Genomic DNA, 18,664 nt, shown 5'->3' with positions numbered 1-18,664 from the left:
CAAGCAGAAGACGGCATACGAGATGCCTAAGTGACTGGAGTTCAGACGTGTGCTCTTCCGATCTACAAGAATTGTATTAATCATGCTAATAGCTTGCCTCCTTTTAAGGTTGTTAATTTTGTTTACTGCAAATTCAAAATACACGAACTTTTAGGGGGTGGCAAGTTATTTATATAAAAATTAAGTAAAATCAAATGGTAGCTGTCTTAGATATATAAAAAACTTTGACAGTACCCTAGATAATATAGGGGATAGGTTATGAAAAACTAACCTATCCTCTATTTATTATAAGCGAGTACAAAATACATAAGTAATATCATAAATAATATCATAAATATTTAACTACAAACTGTAATCAATCTATAATAATTATCTAGATGGGTTTAGGAAAAATGTTATTGTTTTTAAGGTAAGAATCCAATTTATTAAAGAAAGTTTTTGAATAGTTATCCCATCCTAGTAAATCATAAAGATTTGAAAAAACATCATACATATTACTTCACCAACTTTACAGTTATAATCATTATAAAAGTGAAAAAATTCTGCACTGGGCAGAATTTTATGTCTGATTTTATATAGATTTGCTACCTCTATTTAAAGCGGTTAAACCGGTTCGGATAAGTTCAATGATACCAAAAGGTCTTAGCATTTCAATAATGGCAGAAATCTTTTTTGAATCACCGGTAGCTTCTATAATCATGCTTTTTTCATTGATGTCTATAATGTTTGAACGGAAGATATTTGCTATTTCTATAATGGAAGAACGATTGCTTGCAGTTGAGTTTACCTTTATTAAAGCAATTTCTCTAGAAACTGCGTTATCCATATCGATTTCCTGTACCTTGATAACATCAATTAATTTATTTAATTGCTTTACAATCTGCTCTAACACCATTTCATCACCAGGAGCTACAATAGTGATTCTAGAAATAGTAGGATCTTCTGTAGTTCCTACCGTCAAACTTTCTATATTATATCCTCTTCGGCTGAAAAGGCCAGTGATTTTACTTAGAACACCGAAGTGGTTTTCAACTAATATTGATAAAACATGTTTTTTAATTTTAAAAACCCCCTTATTATAAAAGTGTTCTTACTTTACTATCAACTATGCACTCGATGAGAGTAGTCTTTTGTTGTTCTTTTGCAAAAAGAAAAGCCTCGTTAAATTCTGAATTGCTATAAACCTTTCTCCAATTTAATCCATAAGCTTCAGCTATTTTTGTAAAATCAGGATTATATTCTATATCTACACCGTAGGTATTTTTATAAATCTTATTTTGTAGTTCTCTAACCATACCTAGGCCGTTGTTATTGAAAACTACAATAATTAAATTTACATTATAGTTTGCAATAGTACCTAGTTCCTGTAAGGACATTTGAAAAGCTCCGTCACCTACCGTTACAATTACAGTTCTATCTGGACAGGCTAACTTGGCACCAATAGCCGCAGGAAGAGAGTAGCCCATGGTTCCTAAGCCTCCAGAAGTAAAGCATAAACGATTTTTTATGATATCAAAGTGTCTAGATGCCCACATTTGATTTTGGCCTACATCTGATACTAGGATAGTATCATCATCGCAATTAGAAGACATGAACTTAACTGCTTCCTTAGGATTAAGTCCCTTTGTTATGTTATTATCATTATTGGATTCTTCATTAGTCCAATCTTTTTCTTTTAGTTCCTTAACTTCCTGTAACCAGTCTTCTATCTTTAATGGCTCGATCATACTGTTAAGCTGGGATAAAATATCCTTAGCATCCCCTACTACTGGTATTAATGAGTTCAAATTTTTACCTATTTCTGCTGGGTCTATATCAATGTGAATTATTTCTTTTGCACAACCGTTGGTGAAAGGGTTAATAGCTCTATCTCCAAAGCGGCTACCAATGTTTAGAATAACATCTGCTTTAGATACCGCCTTATTAGCTATTGGAATACCGTGCATTCCTATCATACCAAGATAGTAGTCATAATCGCTAGGAACAGAGTCTTTACCCATTAATGTGTGTACTACAGGAATCTTAGAAAGTTGTAAAAAGGCTCTAAGTTCTTCTCTAGCATTAGAACAGGCTACTCCTCCACCTACGCAAACAAGAGGACGTTGACAGTTGTTTAATTTTTCTACAATTTTCTTTATTTGAAGTGTATGACCAACAGTGGTAGGTTTATATCCTCTTATGTTTATATCCATAGAGTAATCAAAATCTATTTCCTTGTTTTGCAGATCCATAGGGATATCGATTAAAACAGGGCCTGGTCTACCAGTTCTGGCTATATAAAAGGCCTCTTTCATTATGCGAGGAATATCTTTTTCGTCTTTAATCAAGTAGTTGTGCTTAGTAAAAGGTTCTGTAGAACCAGTTATATCAGCTTCTTGGAAAACGTCCTTACCTATTTGATAGGTGTTAACTTGACCTGTTATTATTACCAGTGGTATAGAATCCATATATGCTGTAGCTACTGCAGTAATTACATTAGTCGCTCCTGGACCAGAAGTAACCATGCAAACCCCAACTTTACCGGTAGCTCTTGCATATCCACTGGCACAATGACCAGCACCTTGTTCATGCCTAACTAATATGTGCTGTATATTGCTTTTTCTAAGCTCCTCATAAATAGGGACTACAGCAGCGCCAGGATATCCAAAAACAATATCTACATTTTCTTCTTGAAGACACTTTACAATTGCTTCTGAAGCCTTCATAGAACCCCCTCCTTATAGTTGAAACGGTCTAAATTTAAGTATTTTTTTAAGTATTTTCTAAATTATAATGTTAAGAAAAGAATGTGTCAATATATAGTTGTATATTAATAAATAATTAATGTATAAATATTTAAAGTTATATATTGACAGGAAACTATAATTATGCTAAATTAATAAACAACATCTGAAAAGGTATTGAAAAGGAAGAGTAGTATTCATGAATCTTTGACAGAGAGTGGGGGAAGGTGAAAGCCCATAAAGATAGTGAATATGAAAATCACCTTTGAACTGCAAGCTGAAATTGTATAATTACTATTGTGCAAAAGTAAGCCGTGCCGGTGAAATCCGTTATATTTTTGAGTAAATAAATTGGGTGGTACCGCGAGTATACTTCGCCCCATGGGCGAAGTATACTCTTTTTTTTCTATTCTTTTTATATACAACTAAATAGACATTAATAAAAAGGGGTGAATATTCTTGCAAATTGGGGCAAAAGTTTTTATTTACGACACAACTTTAAGAGATGGTGCACAGGCAGAAGGGATCTCCTTCACACTCCAAGATAAGATAAATATATGTAGGATACTGGACAAATTTGGGGTAGAGTATATAGAAGCTGGTAATCCTACATCTAATCCAAAGGATGTGGAGTTTTTTCAGAAAGCACAAAGTATGCAATTAAAAAACTCAAAGTTAGTGGCCTTTGGAAGTACTAGAAAACCTTCAGTAAAGGTAGAAGATGATACTAATCTAAGGGCTTTAATGAATGCAGGAACAGAAGCAGTAGCTATCTTTGGGAAAAGCTGGGATATGCATGTATCAGAGGTGTTGAAAACTACTTTGGATGAAAATTTGAACATGATAAGAGATACTATTTCTTATTTAAAATCGGGCAATAAGGAAGTTATCTATGATGCTGAGCATTTCTTTGATGGTTTTAAGGCTAATGAAGAATATGCTCTAGCAACCTTAAAGGCCGCAAAGGACGCTGGTGCTGATTGGTTAGTATTATGTGATACTAATGGAGGTTCCTTAATTAGCGAGATCAATAACATTGTCCAACAAGTTATAGTGAAGGTAGGAGGCAACATCGGTATACATTGCCATAATGATATTGGATTAGCGGTAGCTAATTCACTGGAGGCTGTAATAGGTGGTTGTAGAATGGTTCAAGGAACCTTTAATGGCTATGGTGAAAGATGCGGTAATGCAGATTTAACTAGCATAATGCCAACTTTAAAATTAAAATTGCAATATGATTTTAAAAGTGGAGATAAGATTAATGAAATAACTAGTGTTTCAAGATATATCAGTGAGATAGCTAATATGGCCCACAATCCTAAAGCACCTTATGTAGGAAATAGTGCCTTTGCCCATAAGGGTGGTATGCATATTGATGCAGTGCTTAAATCCCCGGAATCCTTTGAGCATATAAGACCAGAATTAGTTGGTAATAGTAGAAGAATCTTAATGTCTGAGGTCAGTGGAAAAAGTACTGTTGTTAAAAAGATTCAAAATGTGGCACCTTGGATTACTAAAGATTCACCAGAAGCCCAAGGGATAATAGATAAACTAAAGCAGTTAGAATATGAAGGCTATCAGTTTGAAGGGGCAGATTCCTCCTTTGAGCTTATGGTTAGAAGAATGATTGGTATGAAAGAAGAGTTTTTCCAGGTTAAGGATTTTAGGGTTTATTGTGAAGATAAGTGGCATGAGGCCAATAGTGCCTATGCTGTTATTAAGGTTGAAGTTGATGGAGTAGAGGAATTAACGGCAGCAGAAGGAGACGGTCCAGTTAATGCCATGGACCGAGCCTTGAGAAAGGCTTTAAAAATATTCTATCCTGAATTAACTAAGATGAGACTTACAGATTACAAGGTAAGAGTTTTAGATACTACTGAGGCTACAGAAGCAAAGGTAAGAGTTCATATAGAATCTACTGACGGTGAAAATACCTGGGGGACTGTCGGTGTTTCTACTAATATAATAGAAGCTAGCTGGGTGGCTTTAGTAGATTCTATTGAATATTTTTTAAACGAAGAAAAAATAAAAAGGGGGAATAAATAATGAAAATAGCATTAATACCAGGAGATGGAATAGGCGTAGAGGTTATTAAACAAGCCTGTAAGGTTTTAGATGCCATTGAAGAAAAGTATCATGTTAAATTTGAAAGGGAAGAAGTGCTTATGGGTGGCGTTGCCATTGACAAAACTGGAGTGCCACTACCAGAGGAAACTATAAAGGTTTGTAAGGCAAGTGATGCTGTACTTCTAGGCGCTGTTGGAGGAGAAAAGTGGGATAAGTTACCTGGACATTTAAGACCAGAAGCAGGACTTTTAGGCATTAGAAAAGCATTGGGGGTTTATGCTAATTTAAGACCTGCAATAGTATTCCCACAGTTAAAATCCGCTTCTACCTTAAAAGAAGAGGCTCTTAAAGATGGGCTTGATGTTTTAATTATAAGAGAGCTTATTGGAGGATCCTACTTTGGAGAAAAGAAGAGAGTCCAGTTAGAAGATGGTACTTATAAGGCTTGGGATACTCAAGTATATACTACAGCTGAAATTTCAAGAATAACACATATGGCCTTTGACATAGCAAGAAAAAGAGATAAGAAATTAACTTTAGTAGACAAGGCTAATGTATTAGAAAGTTCTAGACTTTGGAGAGAAGTTGTTGCTGATATATCAAAGCAGTATCCAGATGTAGAACTAAACTATATGTATGTAGACAATGCAGCAATGCAGTTAATAAGAAAACCAACACAGTTCAGCGTTATATTAACTGAGAACATGTTTGGAGATATATTAAGTGATGAAGCTTCTATGATAACTGGTTCCTTAGGAATGCTTCCTTCTGCTTCCTTAGGTGATGGCAATATAGGTTTATACGAGCCAATACATGGTTCAGCACCGGATATAGCAGGTCAAGATAAGGCTAATCCATTGGCTACTATAATGAGCGTGGCTATGATGCTTAGATATTCCTTCAATATGTATGAGGCAGCAGATGATATAGAAAAGGCTATTAACAAAGTATTGGATAAGGGCTATAGAACTCTGGATATTATGTCTGAAGGAATGACTGTCGTAGGTTGCGAGGCTATGGGAGATCTTGTAGTTGAAGCCTTATTAGATTGAGGTATAAAATGATTTTAGATTTAATAGATAAAAACACTAATATTGGCTATTATGGGGTACCTGGATCTTATTCTCATGAGGCTATGCTTAATATTTTTGGTGAAGGTTACAATGAAGTGAATAGTGAATCCTTTGAAGGGGTATTTCAACTTTTAAAGGAAGGGAAAATAAGGTATGGAGTAGTTCCTATAGAGAACTCTTCCACCGGTGGTATTTCCGATGTTATGGATTTGCTAAACAAATATAATGCCTTCATTGTAAAAGAAAAGTGCATGAGAATAAACCAGTGCCTTCTTGGAATTGAGGGGGCTACTTTAGAAGATATACAGGAGGTATATTCTCACCCTCAAGGCCTTCAACAGAGCAAGGACTTTTTACAGGCTCATAGCCATTGGAAGCTATATAATTACTACAATACAGCCAAAAGTGCCCAGTATGTTAAGGAATCTGCCACAAAGACCAAGGCTGCGGTAGGTAGTGAAAAGGCAGCGAAATTATATGGCTTACAGGTAATTAAGGCTAATATTAATACCAACCAAGAAAATTATACAAGATTTATTGTACTAAGTAATACTTTAGAAGAAAATGAAGAGGCAGACAAACTAAGCATAATATTAAAACTGCCCCATAAGGTAGGTTCCTTATACAATGTAATTAAAATCATATCCGAAAATAACTTAAATATGATGAAAATAGAATCCAGACCTATAGCCAATACTCCTTGGGAATATTCTTTTTATATTGATTTTGAAGGGAATTTAAAGGATGAAATGGTTAAAAAAGCTTTACAAAACATTAAAGATAACAGTATAAGTTTTAAAATTGTAGGTAATTATAAAATGGATTGTTAAAGGGAGCTGTAGTAAACTACTCATTTAATAGTTTGCTACAGCTTTCTTTTATGGGTAAATGAAAAAGTAAATAAAAAGTGCTGTTACACAACTAACCAATAGATAATTGTGTAACAGCCTATTTATCTTGTTTTAGTATAGGTATTTAGAATATCCGCCGATTTTTCATGGTGCAGAATTGCCAGGTAAGTCTAATACAAATACTCTTAGGTTACCTTTTCCACTGCAATTTGCTGTTAAAGTACCACTAGTTACATTTATTACTTGTCCTGTTACTGCATCTACATATTTTCCGTTAGGTATATTTCTGAAAGTAGCGCTTCCTGAAACAGTTATTAATGCAAAGCTATCTACACCTTCTTCAGCATTAGTGTATCTTCTCTTATAAGCCATGCCATCTCCGCTGATATCTTGAACAGAGTACTGTCCCTTTTGTAAAGCTGGAATAGCTCTTCTTATTCTATTTAATCTATTTATGTGTTGTGCTAATGGATGATTTAAAGTGTCAGATATAGTTCCAGTAGCATTGGAGTATACCCCAAAGTCAGAGGTTTCAACACTACCTTCAATATAATCCCCAAAGTAAGCTCTACCAGTTTGGCTTAAAGGTGCGTTTGGGCCCGGATCTATAGTTTTACCCTTTTGGAATTCTATTTCACTACCATAGTAGATACAAGGTATTCCTCTAAAGGTGAACATCAAGCTTAAGTTTTCAGCCCAAACATCTTGGCCAAGAGAAAATCTTTGATTTTCAGGAGCAGTGTCTGGTGCATAGTCATGAGAATCAACATATACTACGTTCCAAGTAGCATCATTATAATATTGATCTCCCTCTACTGCAACTCTAAAGGCGTCTCTAGCATTAGCAAAGTTCCAATGCATTGGGAAATCGATAACATTTAAGCCAGACTTCATAGAAGTATCAACGGTTCGATAGTTGTTACCATCTAAAAAGGCATTATTGCTAGTTGGTTGTGTTGATACATTTAAATTATCTAAATAATTCTGATATACGCTAGCTTCGTTGGTTTCTCTGTCACCCCAAGGATAGTTTTTTGACTCCTTCCAAGTATAGAAAGGTGCTGATAAGGCTGGTATTCCCTTGTTCCATACCTCTCTAACTCTTGTGCAAACTTCTCCAAAAACAAAGAAGTCATCTCCACCGGTAGCTTTTATACTTGGTATAAATTCTTTATTAAAGGTTAATCTAGAAATATGCTTTACTGTATCTACTCTAAAGGCATCTACTCCCATGGATATATACTTATTATAAGCATTGTTTAGGTATTTTGTAACTATTGGATTTTCCGTATTTAAATCTACACAGTCTCCAGCAATCTGACCTGTTTGACAAGTATATCCTTCCCATTCCATACTTTTCTCATGATGATAAATGTGATTTGTGTCCTTTGCATCTTCCTTCATAAGAGCAATCCTTACATTGTATTGCTCTACTGGATTTAAATCAAAATAGTTATCTGGTAGTTTGCTATTAGTAGCCTTTGTAAGAGCTGTTTCTATAGTTTCATATATAGAGGTAGGAGCATTTCTCTCAAACATTGGGAAAAGGTTTTCTTCTCCAAAATTACCAGTATGGTTATATACTATATCCTGTATTACTTTAAAACCTTTAGCATGGGCTGCATTTATAAACTTTTGATAACTTTCCTCTGCTGAGCCATCATATTTAGTCTTATATCTAGGGTCTATTTCTGTAAAATCAATAGCATGATAACCATGATAATCATAACCACTGGAATTTTTAACAGGAGGAGTTACCCAAATAGCGCTAAAACCTAAGGCTTTAATATAGTCTAGTTTATCTGTTAAGCCCTTGAAATCTCCCCTCCAGGCAGGATCACTATCAGGATTGCCAGCCTTAGTATCATCCCAACAATGTACATTGTTTGATGGATCTCCATCATAAAATCTTGTTGTCATAACAAAGTAAATAGTTTCTTCTCTAAAATCATTAGAATCATATTCTCCAATGTTATATACAAAGACATTTTCTGATTTATTGCCAGAAGCATCGACTGCGATGGTGTAAATATTGGTATCTTTACTAATGGTTATTTCTTGACCATTGTATAAGTATGCATCTGTAAGCTGTGGTGCTGTTCCGTCAAGGGAAAAATAAAGTTTTGGTGATGGATCTGCGTTATCTACTATAGTAAATTTTACTTTTTGAGCAGTAAGATATCTACCTGAAGATGGAGTGGCAATTACTGTAGGTGAGATTGTATCAGTTTTTGGATCATCGGAACTTAGAGGATCAGTATAATAAACAGTACCGTCTTTTTTTACCCAAACATCCTTTGTTGTTACAAAGTCTGAACCATTTGATTGTAATTTGTTGTTCCAAGTTCCATCATTAAATAGGAATTGAACCTTAACAGTATTGCTTATAGTTTTTTTATACCAGCCAGTTCTGTAGTTTGTCATTTCACCTGGGCTGGATTTTAATACAGTAGTGTCCCATTGTGGTGTGGATAAGTCACTGTCATACCATATCCATATTTCCTTCCAACTATCAGGTTTTTCTACATAGATATTTATATCTCCTAATTTTGGTGTAGGGTCGTAGTTAGTCCATTGTCCATCCTTATACCAACTTTCTTCTGTTAGTAATTTACCTGGCTCACCTGGATCAGGTATTTGCTTTCCAGAACCATCGTTAAAAAGCACCCTTGGATTGCTGAAGTTAGATATAGTATAACTATACCAGCTATTACCATCCGCTGTCATTTCAATGCCAGGCCACTTTGGTCCTTCCGTGCTGTCGTTATAATAGTAGATATTAGCCTTGCTCCAATTTGACGGCTTATAAAAGTGTACTTTTATGCCGTTAGTAGCTGCAAAGGCTTCCTCCTTCTTGTTACCATAGCTCACGAAAAGTGTAGATATTATTGCCATAATTACTACCACTATAGTGAACTGCTTTAATAATTTTTTGATCAAAGTATCCCTCCTTGAAATAAATTACCATTATATTATAATATAAACAATTAAGTGTTTTAAAGTATATTGTAACAAAATATAGATATTAATTAATTTTATATATAATTAGAATTTTCTAATAATTTAGTGTCTATATTCAAAAATGTTTCCTTTTTATAACAAAATGTTATAGCCTTATTTTTTACATAAAAAGGTCTGTTGCACAACTAGCAAATTAATTGTGCAACAGACCTTTTTCTAATTAATTAGGTCCGCTTGGTCTTTCTTTGAATAAGAAGTTATCTTTAGAGATGAGTCTTTTTTATTATTTCTTTCCTTATAATGTCTTATAGAAGTGTCGACGGCAGTTTTTGCATCTGAACAGAAGTTGAGTTTTATATTTTTTCTTTCATCTATGTAACAGCCTTCATAAGCAAAGTCTTTGATTTTTGAAGATAAGCCACCGGAGGATTCAAGTACGATAATTGGTTTTTTATTTAAGTAGGCGCAGGATAGTTCACCTAGAGTACCATTACAGCCACCTATAACTATAACTGCATCGGAAGAATGTATTAATACAGAACTACGAAAATCGAAGGGGAGGCCAGTGGTAATTGGTATATCTATATAGTCATTTGCACTGTCCAATGAATCGCCAGCCAAGAAGCCTAATACCAAACCGCCAGCTTCCTTAGCGCCTTTAGAGCTATATTCCATTACGCCACTAGTACCTCCTGTCATTAAAAGTGCCTTATTTAAAGCAATCTCCTTACCAACATCATAAGCAATATCTCTCATACCTTGAGGAATTTCGCCGGACTGGCCGATTACAGCTATTCGTACCATTTTTTCCATCCTTTCACATATTATTGATTCAAAATAGTTTATAGCAAAGGTAGAGTATTAATATAATTTGTAAGATAAATATAAGAGGGATGAAGAAAATAAATTTCCAATGTTTTGTTTTGTGTCTAAATATTTTCATTCCTACCAAAACTCCTAGGCTACCAAATAAAAAGGATACAAGAAAAATAGTAGATTCTTTAATACGCCATTTATGTTTTTTTGCATATTCCTTATCCTTATACATTATTGTTAGACCAATAATATTAATTATTATAATGTATATACTTATATATTTCACAAATTTCACCTCTATTAAAAATACTATATAAATTATAAGGCCTTTCTCAATAAGATGAGAAAAGCCTTGGCTTAGTTTACTATATATCCTTTATAAATCTTTTCCTCATATAGTTTATTATAATTGTCAAAGCGTAGTCAAATACAAAGAAAGCTATTTGAGCCAGCAAGAGCATTATGTATAGGGGAAATGCTCCTGAAATTAAAGTAGTAAAGAATTTAGTATATAAACTATATAAGATAAATAATGTTACATTGAAATAAACAAGCTTTAATATAATTTCATATAAGGGCTTATTTACTTTTTCTATATAATATTTAAGAAATCCATAAAGTCCGAAAAATAATAAATAGGATATGGTCTCCGCTTTGGGTCCAATTAAGATTAATGAAAGTATGGATGCGGCTACATAAACAATAAAACTGTTTTTAGTATTAGTAGTAATGATGGAGTAGGGAATAATTGCAGAGGATACAGTTAAAATGGTAAGCTTGCTACTTGGGGCTATGCTAGCTATATAAATAAGCAATACAAGTAGAGCTACAGATACACCCCCTCTAGCAATATTTGAACTCTTATTCACCTAATCACCTCCAAAATTAACAACATCCAATCAAGTCGCCACCAGCACATTCGCATAGGGTATCAAGACACCAGAGCTTTATACAAAAATCACATTCATCGTTTCTAGTGGTTCTTCCATAATAATTACTTCTATAATTATTATTGTTTCGATTCATTGAATTATAAGCGTCTCTATACTCTGGGTTTGTAGGGCTCATATTATAGGCGGTGGAAACATAATTTCTGGCACTGTCATACCAGCCTTTTCTCATATGAACCATTCCCATTAGATAGTACCATTCTGCATCTCTTGTGGATATGGAGTTTAAAGCAGTTTCTGCTGCAGCATAATTTCCTCTTTGTATATCAGAGCGTATGGAGCTATAAATATTGGAATTTCCATAATTGCTAGTATTTCTATAATCATTAGTATTAGTATAGTTAGTGCTACTTGAATAGGATGAACCTGAGTAACCATCGGAAGCATTTCTCATTAAATACTCATAAGCTTCGTTGATTTCTCTCATTTTTTCTTCAGCTAAATCTTTTAAAGGGTTAGCACCATATTGGTCTGGATGATATTTTTTTGCTAATTCTCTGTATGCTTTTTTTATTTCTTCCTTGGAGGCACCTTCACGAACCCCAAGTATTTCATAAGGATTGCCCATTTACTAATTCACTCCTTTTAAAAACTGTATCCATTTTTTCCAATAGACCCAATTCTAAAATATTGCATAAAAGTTCTTGATTCTTTTTTATAGGAAGGTTTTTTAGAGAAACAAAACATGAGTAAGCACAGCTAGTTAGGATAAAGTCTATGTTCTCCTTAACCTTATTATTAAGCTCTTGAAATGAAAGATTGTCTTTATTGTATAAGGCGTTTATTAAGTTGAATTTATTATGTTTCATATCCTTTTCTAAATCGTCCCATGCATCTATTATGTATATCCATTTACCTAAATTATAGCCTAACCAATAAAGCTTTTCTTTTAATTCAGCATTATTTTTCACATATTGCGATATAATATATGCTGTTAAATCTGCAAAGCAATGAGAAATCTCATCTATATTGTATTTATATGCTTCACCTTCCATTTTATAAAGCTTATTTAAAGATTCTTTTATATAACTATTTAAATTACTGTCTTTAATATGCTTTTTTAAGACTTTAATAGCAAGTTTACTTTGTAGTGAATCATCATCATTTATATTATCAATAAGCTTATAGTAGGTCAATACTATATTACACTCTGCCGCATACTTCAAAGGATCATTATCATATAAAATAAGCTTTTTAGATAGAGGATGAAGAGCACAGACTATTTGCTTAGAAGCTAAGGGTTTTTCATTTAATGAATCTAATAATATGGCAAGAAAGGTCATATCATAATTTAATGTGACCCTAGGTAGATTGCCATATTGATCTTTAATGGTGTGACAAAGGCCACAGTAGTATGCTTTGAATTTTTCATAGTCTCTTACCTTTAGTTCCATTTTACAGGGCATAACATAACCAAACATTTATAACTTGCACAACTCCTTACTATTAGGATACTTTTGCGTAAACTTAATTTATATACATAGATTAATGCATTGCCCCTAGCCTATAACTAAGTATAGCATAATGACCTAGGATAGCGTCAAGGAATTTAAGAGACTATTAATATGATATTAATCTAATTTTAATTTTTTGACAGAATTAGATTTTAACAGTTTTAAATTCTGGCATGAATTGCATATTTATGTATTATTAAAAATAAAAAGCTGATAGATAAATCCTCAAAGATTATTATCTATCAGCTTAATTTAAAGCAATTAAGAATGAAATAAGCTGTGAATATTTATAAATTTTTATATTCAATATGTTTTTTTAGTTTGTCTATATGTTCCATATCCTTGGCGTAAATATCTTTTATCAAGGCACAGCTTGTTGGATCTAAATCTCCTTTCACTACTTCCATACCCATTTTACTGCCTTGTTCTTCCCAGTAGCAGGCTTCTTGGCATATTTCTACATCGCTTTTTTCCGTTATATTTTTGATGGAGTTCATAAGTTGCCCCATCTTACCCATTAAGTCAACGGATTGAGCTGGCTCTCCACCTAACTGACGTATTCTATCAGCAATCAATTGGGCGTGTCTAGTGTGGTCTTGTAAAATACACTCTAAGTCTGCTTTAACAGCTGGGTCAGTGGCCTTGTTAATATATTTTTTGTAACTATCTATAGCCATATATTCACCTTTTAAATATGCATTTAACTCTTCAATAGGAGCTTTAGTAGTATTCATTTATATATCACCTTCTTTTATATATTTATATTATGAAGTTTGTCCTTAATCTAAAAAAGATATTCAAAAAAAAACATGTATAAATATAAAAATATGTTGCATAAATATAAAAAGTGTTTTATAATAGCCTTAATGAAAGTGGAAGAACATTTTACCAGTAAGGGGGAATTTATATATGAAAGAAAAGGTAGTATTAGCATATTCGGGAGGATTAGATACATCTATTATAGTACCATGGTTAAAGGAAAATTATGACTATGAAGTTATAGCTGTTTGTGCTGATGTAGGTCAGGGAGATGATATGGAGGAAGTTAAGCAGAAGGCAATAGCTAGCGGCGCAGATAAAGTATATGTAGAAGATTTAAAGGAAGAGTTTGTTACTGAATATTTATACAATGCTATAAAGAGTGGTGCCAAGTATGAGGGCAAGTACATGTTAGGAACTTCCTTTGCAAGACCTTCCATAGCAAAGAGATTAGTAGAAATAGCTCATAAGGAAGGAGCAAAAGCAATTTGCCATGGATGTACAGGAAAGGGAAATGACCAAGTAAGATTTGAGGTTGGTATTGCTTGCTTCGATCCAGCTATAAAAATTATAGCTCCTTGGAGAATCTGGGATATAAAATCTAGAGAGGATGCTATTGATTATGCGGAAAAGAAAGGAATAAAAATACCAGTTACTAAGGAAAAAATATATTCAAGAGATAAAAATTTATGGCACCTTAGCCATGAAGGTGGAGATTTAGAAGATCCTAAAAACGAACATAAGAAGGATTTATATCAAATGACTGTTCATCCTGAAGATGCTCCAGATAAACCAGAATATGTGGAAATTACCTTTGAAAAAGGTATACCAGTAAAGTTAAATGGCAAGGAGTTATCTCCAGTAGAGCTTGTAGAAGAATGTAATGCTATAGCTGGAAGAAATGGTGTTGGAGTTGTTGATATTATTGAAAATAGATTGGTAGGGATGAAGTCAAGAGGAGTATACGAAACTCCTGGTGGAACTTTATTATACGAGGCACATGATGTTTTGGAAAGTCTTACTATCGATAAACAAACTCAACATTTCAAGCAAATAGTAGCTCTTAAATATGGAGAGCTTGTATATGATGGCCTATGGTTTACAGAATTAAGAGAAGCTTTAGATGCCTTCATCGATGTTACTCAGAAGAATGTAACAGGAACAGTAAAAATGAAGTTATACAAAGGTAGTATGATGGTTGCATCTATAGATGCTGCAAAACCATTATATGACGAAGAAATTTCTTCCTTTGGTGCTAGTGAATTATATGACCATAAGGATTCAGAGGGATTCATTAATCTATTCTCTCTACCATATAAGATTAAGGCGATGATAAATAATAAATAGATTGGAGTATGAAACCATATGAAGCTTTGGGGAGGAAGGTTTAGAGACGGAGAAAGCAGCTTAATGGAAGATTTTAATTCTTCCTTAAGCTTTGATAAAAGGCTTTGGAGAGAGGATATCCAAGGAAGCTTGGCACATGCTAAGATGCTAGAAAAATGTGGCATAATCTCCAAAGAGGACGCAGATAAAATAATAAAGGGGCTTAATGATATATATAAAGATATTGAAGAGGGCAAGCTGCTTATAGAAGGTGACTATGAAGATATTCATAGCTTTATAGAACTTAATCTTACTGAGCGAATTGGGGACGCTGGTAAGAAGCTACATACTGCTAGAAGCAGAAATGATCAAGTGGCAGTGGATATGAAATTATATTCTAGAAAAATAGCTCAGGAGATTATTGAACTTTTAGATAAGCTTATAGAAGCTCTAAAAAAGAAGGGCAATGAAAATAATGTTATCATGCCTGGTTATACTCATCTACAAAGAGCTCAAGTAATTACTTTTAAATATCATTTAGCTGCTTATGTGGAGATGTTTAAAAGAGATAAAAAGAGAATAGAAAATGCTATAGAGCTTTTAAATGAAAGTCCACTAGGTTGTGGTGCTTTGGCGGGCTCTACTTATGATATTGATAGAGAGTTTACTGCTAAGGAACTTGATTTTAAAAAGCCTGTGGATAATTTTTTAGATGGGGTAAGCGACAGAGATTATCTAATTGAGCTTTTATCAGACTTTTCATTAATAATGATGCATCTTAGCAGGCTTAGTGAGGAACTGATACTGTGGAGCAGTAAGGAATTTGATTTTATTCAAATGAGTGATCTGTATTCTACTGGAAGTAGTATTATGCCTCAAAAGAAAAATCCAGATGCGGCAGAATTAATACGTGGAAAAACTGGTAGGGTGTATGGAGATTTAATGGCCATCTTAACGGTATTAAAGGGAATACCATTAGCGTATAATAAAGATATGCAGGAAGATAAGGAAAGTTTTTTTGATGCGGTGGATACAGTAAAAGCGGCTTTGGCAATTGCTACAGATGTTATACTTACCTTAGAAGTAAAGAAGGATAAAATGGAGAAGGCTGTAGACGCTGGGTTCCTTAATGCTACAGAGGTGGCTGATTATCTAGTGTGTAAGGGTGTACCTTTTAGAGATGCTCACAGTATCGTTGGTAAGATTGTAATTTATTGTGAGGATAATAATAAGGAAATCTTATCTTTAACTTTAGATGAGTTCAGTAAGTTTACAGATAAGATCGACGCTTCAATCTATGATTATATTCAGTATAAAAACATATTATCAAAGGGTATAAAAAAAGAAATAGGATTATAGCTAATAATAATTCAGCTTCTGTAGGAAAGAAACCTTCAGAAGCTGAATTTGTGTTCCGAATTTAATTAAAATATAATTGCAAATGGAAGAGGATACTAGTAAAATATTATCAAATCCGACGTGATAAACAAAAGGGGCGATTTATAAAGATGAATGAAGCAAGAAGAATGGAGTATATGAAGAAGGTTAGGAGAGTGGTTATTAAAGTAGGCTCATCCACCTTGACCTATCCTAATGGTCTATTAAACCTTGAAAGAATAGAAGGTTTAGCTAGACAAATTGCAGATATACACAATAGAGGAATAGAAGTTATCCTTGTAAGTTCTGGGGCAATAGCTGCAGGTATGGGGCGATTAGGATTAAAAAGTAAGCCTAAATCTGTAGTTAGACAGCAGGCTTGCGCTGCTGTTGGACAGGTTAGATTGATGCATATGTATGACAAGATTTTGGGAGAATATGGTAAAAATACAGCTCAAATATTAATAACAAAGGAAGATATGGAAGATCCTAAGAGATTAAAGCATGCAAAAAATACTTTCCAGGCATTAATTAAGGAGAATGTTATTCCTATAGTTAATGAAAATGACGCTATAACTATAGAAGAAATAAAAATAGGGGATAATGATACTTTATCTGCTCACGTATGTAAATTTGTACAAGGGGATCTTTTAATAATTCTATCTGATATTAACGGATTGTATGATTGCAATCCAGCAAATAATGAACAGGCTAAGTTAATTAACTATGTAAGTTCTGTAACGGAGGAAATAGCTTCCTGTGCTGAAGGGGCTGGAAGCAGTCTCGGAACAGGTGGTATGGTTACTAAGCTTAGGGCTGCTAATATTGTTAATGAGTGTGGGGCAGCTATGGTAATAGTAAATGGTGCTGAGAATCATATAATAACTAGGGTTTTAAATGGGGAAGAGGTAGGAACCTTTTTTGATACTGGTGTATAGTTAATTTTTATATTATGGAGAGGTGATAAAATGGATATTAAAGAATATGTGGTAGAAAAAGCTAAAGCAGCTAAAGGGGCTTCAAGACTAATGAACAGTGTAAGTACTAATACTAAGGATAATGCTTTAAAAGCAATGGCTCAAGCTCTAATGGATAATATGAGTGAAATTCTTGAGGCTAATAGTGTAGACATAAACAAAGGAAAAGAAAATGGCTTATCAAAGGCTTTATTAGATAGACTTTTATTAACAGAAGCAAGAATAAAGGATATGGCAGAAGGATTAGTAAAGGTAGCAGATTTACAAGATCCTATAGGAGAAGCTGTAAGAATGTGGAAGACTCCGGATAATCTGACTATAGCTCAAGTTAGGGTGCCTTTAGGAGTAATAGGTATAATATATGAGGCAAGACCTAATGTTACTGTAGATGCTACGGGACTATGTATTAAATCCGGTAATGCGGTTATATTGAGAGGTGGTTCTGAAGCAGTTAATTCTAATAAAAAGATAGTAGAAGTAATAAGTGAAGCAGGAGTAAAAGCAGGATTGCCAGAGGGCTTCCTACAATATATAGAAAATACAGATAGAGAAGCGGTAAAGGTACTAATGAAGCTTAATGACTACATTGATGTGCTAATTCCTAGAGGAGGAGCAGGCTTAATAAAAACCGTTGTAGAAAATTCTACTGTGCCAGTGATTGAAACTGGTGTAGGTAATTGTCATCTATATATTGATGAAGCAGCAGACCTTAATATGGCTAAGGATATAGCAATAAATGCAAAAACACAGAGGCCGGCAGTTTGTAATGCTATAGAAACAATATTAATACATGCTTCTGTGGCAGATAAGTTTCTTCCAGTTTTAAAAGAGGAAATGGATAAATATGATGTACAATTAAGAGGCTGTGAAAAGGCTAAGGCAATTTTGTCAGATATAGAAGTAGCTACTGATGAAGATTGGACTACAGAATACTTAGATTTAATATTGGCAGTGAAAGTGGTAGATTCTATTGATGAAGCTTTAGATCATATATATAAGTACGGAACAAAACATTCCGAATCTATTATAACTTCTAACTATGCTAATGCTCAAAGATTTTTAAATGAGGTAGATGCTGCTGCTGTTTATGTAAATGCATCTACTAGATTTACCGATGGAGCACAGTTTGGCTTTGGTGGAGAAATAGGTATTAGTACGCAAAAGCTTCATGCTAGAGGCCCAATGGGTATTAAGGAATTAACAAGCTCAAAATATATAGTATATGGTGAAGGACAAACAAGAAAATAAGTTTTTTTACAAGAATGTATAATAATTAGAAATTTGCCCATAATAGTACTCGAAATAATTTTTCAGAGTTTTCTCTAAG

16 protein-coding genes and 1 other annotated feature are annotated in these 18,664 nt (G+C 33.8%); of the genes, 7 read left to right on the top strand and 9 right to left on the bottom strand.

What is annotated here, in order from left to right; translation table 11 throughout:
- Window positions 1-571: 571 nt before the first annotated feature.
- Window positions 572-1,060, bottom strand: coding sequence for an acetolactate synthase small subunit (gene ilvN / locus N3C_RS13325; RefSeq protein WP_074366505.1), 489 nt, complete (start codon window positions 1,058-1,060; stop codon window positions 572-574).
- 16 nt (window positions 1,061-1,076) lie between these two features.
- Window positions 1,077-2,705, bottom strand: a complete 1,629-nt coding sequence (gene ilvB / locus N3C_RS13320) for a biosynthetic-type acetolactate synthase large subunit (protein ID WP_074366504.1) — start codon at window positions 2,703-2,705, stop codon at window positions 1,077-1,079.
- Between the two features lie 186 nt (window positions 2,706-2,891).
- Window positions 2,892-3,108: a binding site (T-box leader), on the top strand.
- An 80-nt stretch (window positions 3,109-3,188) separates the two neighbouring features.
- Here ilvB and cimA point away from each other — a divergent pair.
- From cimA to pheA, 3 genes are read left to right on the top strand one after another with little or no spacing between them, the layout of a single operon-like run.
- The gene (gene cimA, locus N3C_RS13315; protein WP_074366507.1) at window positions 3,189-4,772 is read left to right on the top strand and encodes a citramalate synthase; all 1,584 of its coding nucleotides are present in this window, start codon (window positions 3,189-3,191) and stop codon (window positions 4,770-4,772) included.
- Window positions 4,772-5,845 carry a 3-isopropylmalate dehydrogenase gene (gene leuB / locus N3C_RS13310; RefSeq protein WP_074366503.1) on the top strand — a complete coding sequence of 358 codons (1,074 nt, stop codon included), beginning with the start codon at window positions 4,772-4,774 and terminating at the stop codon, window positions 5,843-5,845. Before cimA ends, leuB begins: the two co-directional genes overlap by 1 nt.
- Window positions 5,846-5,853: 8 nt before the next feature.
- Window positions 5,854-6,696, top strand: coding sequence for a prephenate dehydratase (gene pheA, locus N3C_RS13305; RefSeq protein WP_242944107.1), 843 nt, complete (start codon window positions 5,854-5,856; stop codon window positions 6,694-6,696).
- 165 nt (window positions 6,697-6,861) lie between these two features.
- Here the strand turns inward: pheA and N3C_RS13300 are convergent, their stop codons facing one another.
- The 7 genes from N3C_RS13300 to N3C_RS13270 form a co-directional block, all read right to left on the bottom strand.
- Window positions 6,862-9,657: an alpha-amylase family glycosyl hydrolase gene (locus N3C_RS13300; protein ID WP_074366502.1), complete on the bottom strand. Its 2,796-nt coding sequence runs from the start codon at window positions 9,655-9,657 to the stop codon at window positions 6,862-6,864.
- Window positions 9,658-9,894: 237 nt separating this feature from the next.
- Window positions 9,895-10,482 carry a TIGR00725 family protein gene (locus N3C_RS13295; RefSeq protein ID WP_074366501.1) on the bottom strand — a complete coding sequence of 196 codons (588 nt, stop codon included), beginning with the start codon at window positions 10,480-10,482 and terminating at the stop codon, window positions 9,895-9,897.
- Window positions 10,483-10,510: 28 nt separating this feature from the next.
- Window positions 10,511-10,780, bottom strand: a complete 270-nt coding sequence (locus N3C_RS13290) for a DUF1294 domain-containing protein (protein WP_074366500.1) — start codon at window positions 10,778-10,780, stop codon at window positions 10,511-10,513.
- 79 nt (window positions 10,781-10,859) lie between these two features.
- Window positions 10,860-11,363, bottom strand: a complete 504-nt coding sequence (locus tag N3C_RS13285; RefSeq protein ID WP_074366499.1) for a hypothetical protein — start codon at window positions 11,361-11,363, stop codon at window positions 10,860-10,862.
- 16 nt (window positions 11,364-11,379) lie between these two features.
- On the bottom strand, window positions 11,380-12,012 hold the full coding sequence (locus N3C_RS13280) for a DnaJ domain-containing protein (RefSeq protein WP_074366498.1): 633 nt from the start codon (window positions 12,010-12,012) through the stop codon (window positions 11,380-11,382).
- Window positions 11,996-12,865: a DUF5685 family protein gene (locus N3C_RS13275; RefSeq protein ID WP_074366497.1), complete on the bottom strand. Its 870-nt coding sequence runs from the start codon at window positions 12,863-12,865 to the stop codon at window positions 11,996-11,998. Before N3C_RS13275 ends, N3C_RS13280 begins: the two co-directional genes overlap by 17 nt.
- Before the next feature lie 320 nt (window positions 12,866-13,185).
- Entirely contained in the window at window positions 13,186-13,632 is a 447-nt protein-coding gene (locus tag N3C_RS13270) for a ferritin-like domain-containing protein (protein WP_074366496.1), read from the bottom strand.
- Window positions 13,633-13,807: 175 nt separating this feature from the next.
- Between N3C_RS13270 and N3C_RS13265 the strand changes: the two genes are divergently transcribed.
- From N3C_RS13265 to N3C_RS13250, 4 genes are all read left to right on the top strand, one after another.
- The gene (locus N3C_RS13265; RefSeq protein WP_074366495.1) at window positions 13,808-15,004 is read left to right on the top strand and encodes an argininosuccinate synthase; all 1,197 of its coding nucleotides are present in this window, start codon (window positions 13,808-13,810) and stop codon (window positions 15,002-15,004) included.
- A gap of 18 nt (window positions 15,005-15,022) precedes the next feature.
- On the top strand, window positions 15,023-16,342 hold the full coding sequence (gene argH / locus N3C_RS13260) for an argininosuccinate lyase (RefSeq protein ID WP_074366494.1): 1,320 nt from the start codon (window positions 15,023-15,025) through the stop codon (window positions 16,340-16,342).
- A gap of 149 nt (window positions 16,343-16,491) precedes the next feature.
- Window positions 16,492-17,298 (top strand): glutamate 5-kinase, encoded by an 807-nt coding sequence (gene proB, locus N3C_RS13255; protein WP_074366493.1) that lies wholly within the window; start codon window positions 16,492-16,494, stop codon window positions 17,296-17,298.
- A 30-nt stretch (window positions 17,299-17,328) separates the two neighbouring features.
- Window positions 17,329-18,585 carry a glutamate-5-semialdehyde dehydrogenase gene (locus N3C_RS13250; RefSeq protein ID WP_074366492.1) on the top strand — a complete coding sequence of 419 codons (1,257 nt, stop codon included), beginning with the start codon at window positions 17,329-17,331 and terminating at the stop codon, window positions 18,583-18,585.
- The last annotated feature ends 79 nt before the right edge of the window (window positions 18,586-18,664 follow it).

It is taken from the genome of Clostridium sp. N3C, from assembly GCF_900095445.1.
Taxonomy (GTDB): domain Bacteria; phylum Bacillota; class Clostridia; order Clostridiales; family Clostridiaceae; genus Clostridium_AU.
This window is presented reverse-complemented; position numbering and strand designations above follow the sequence as displayed.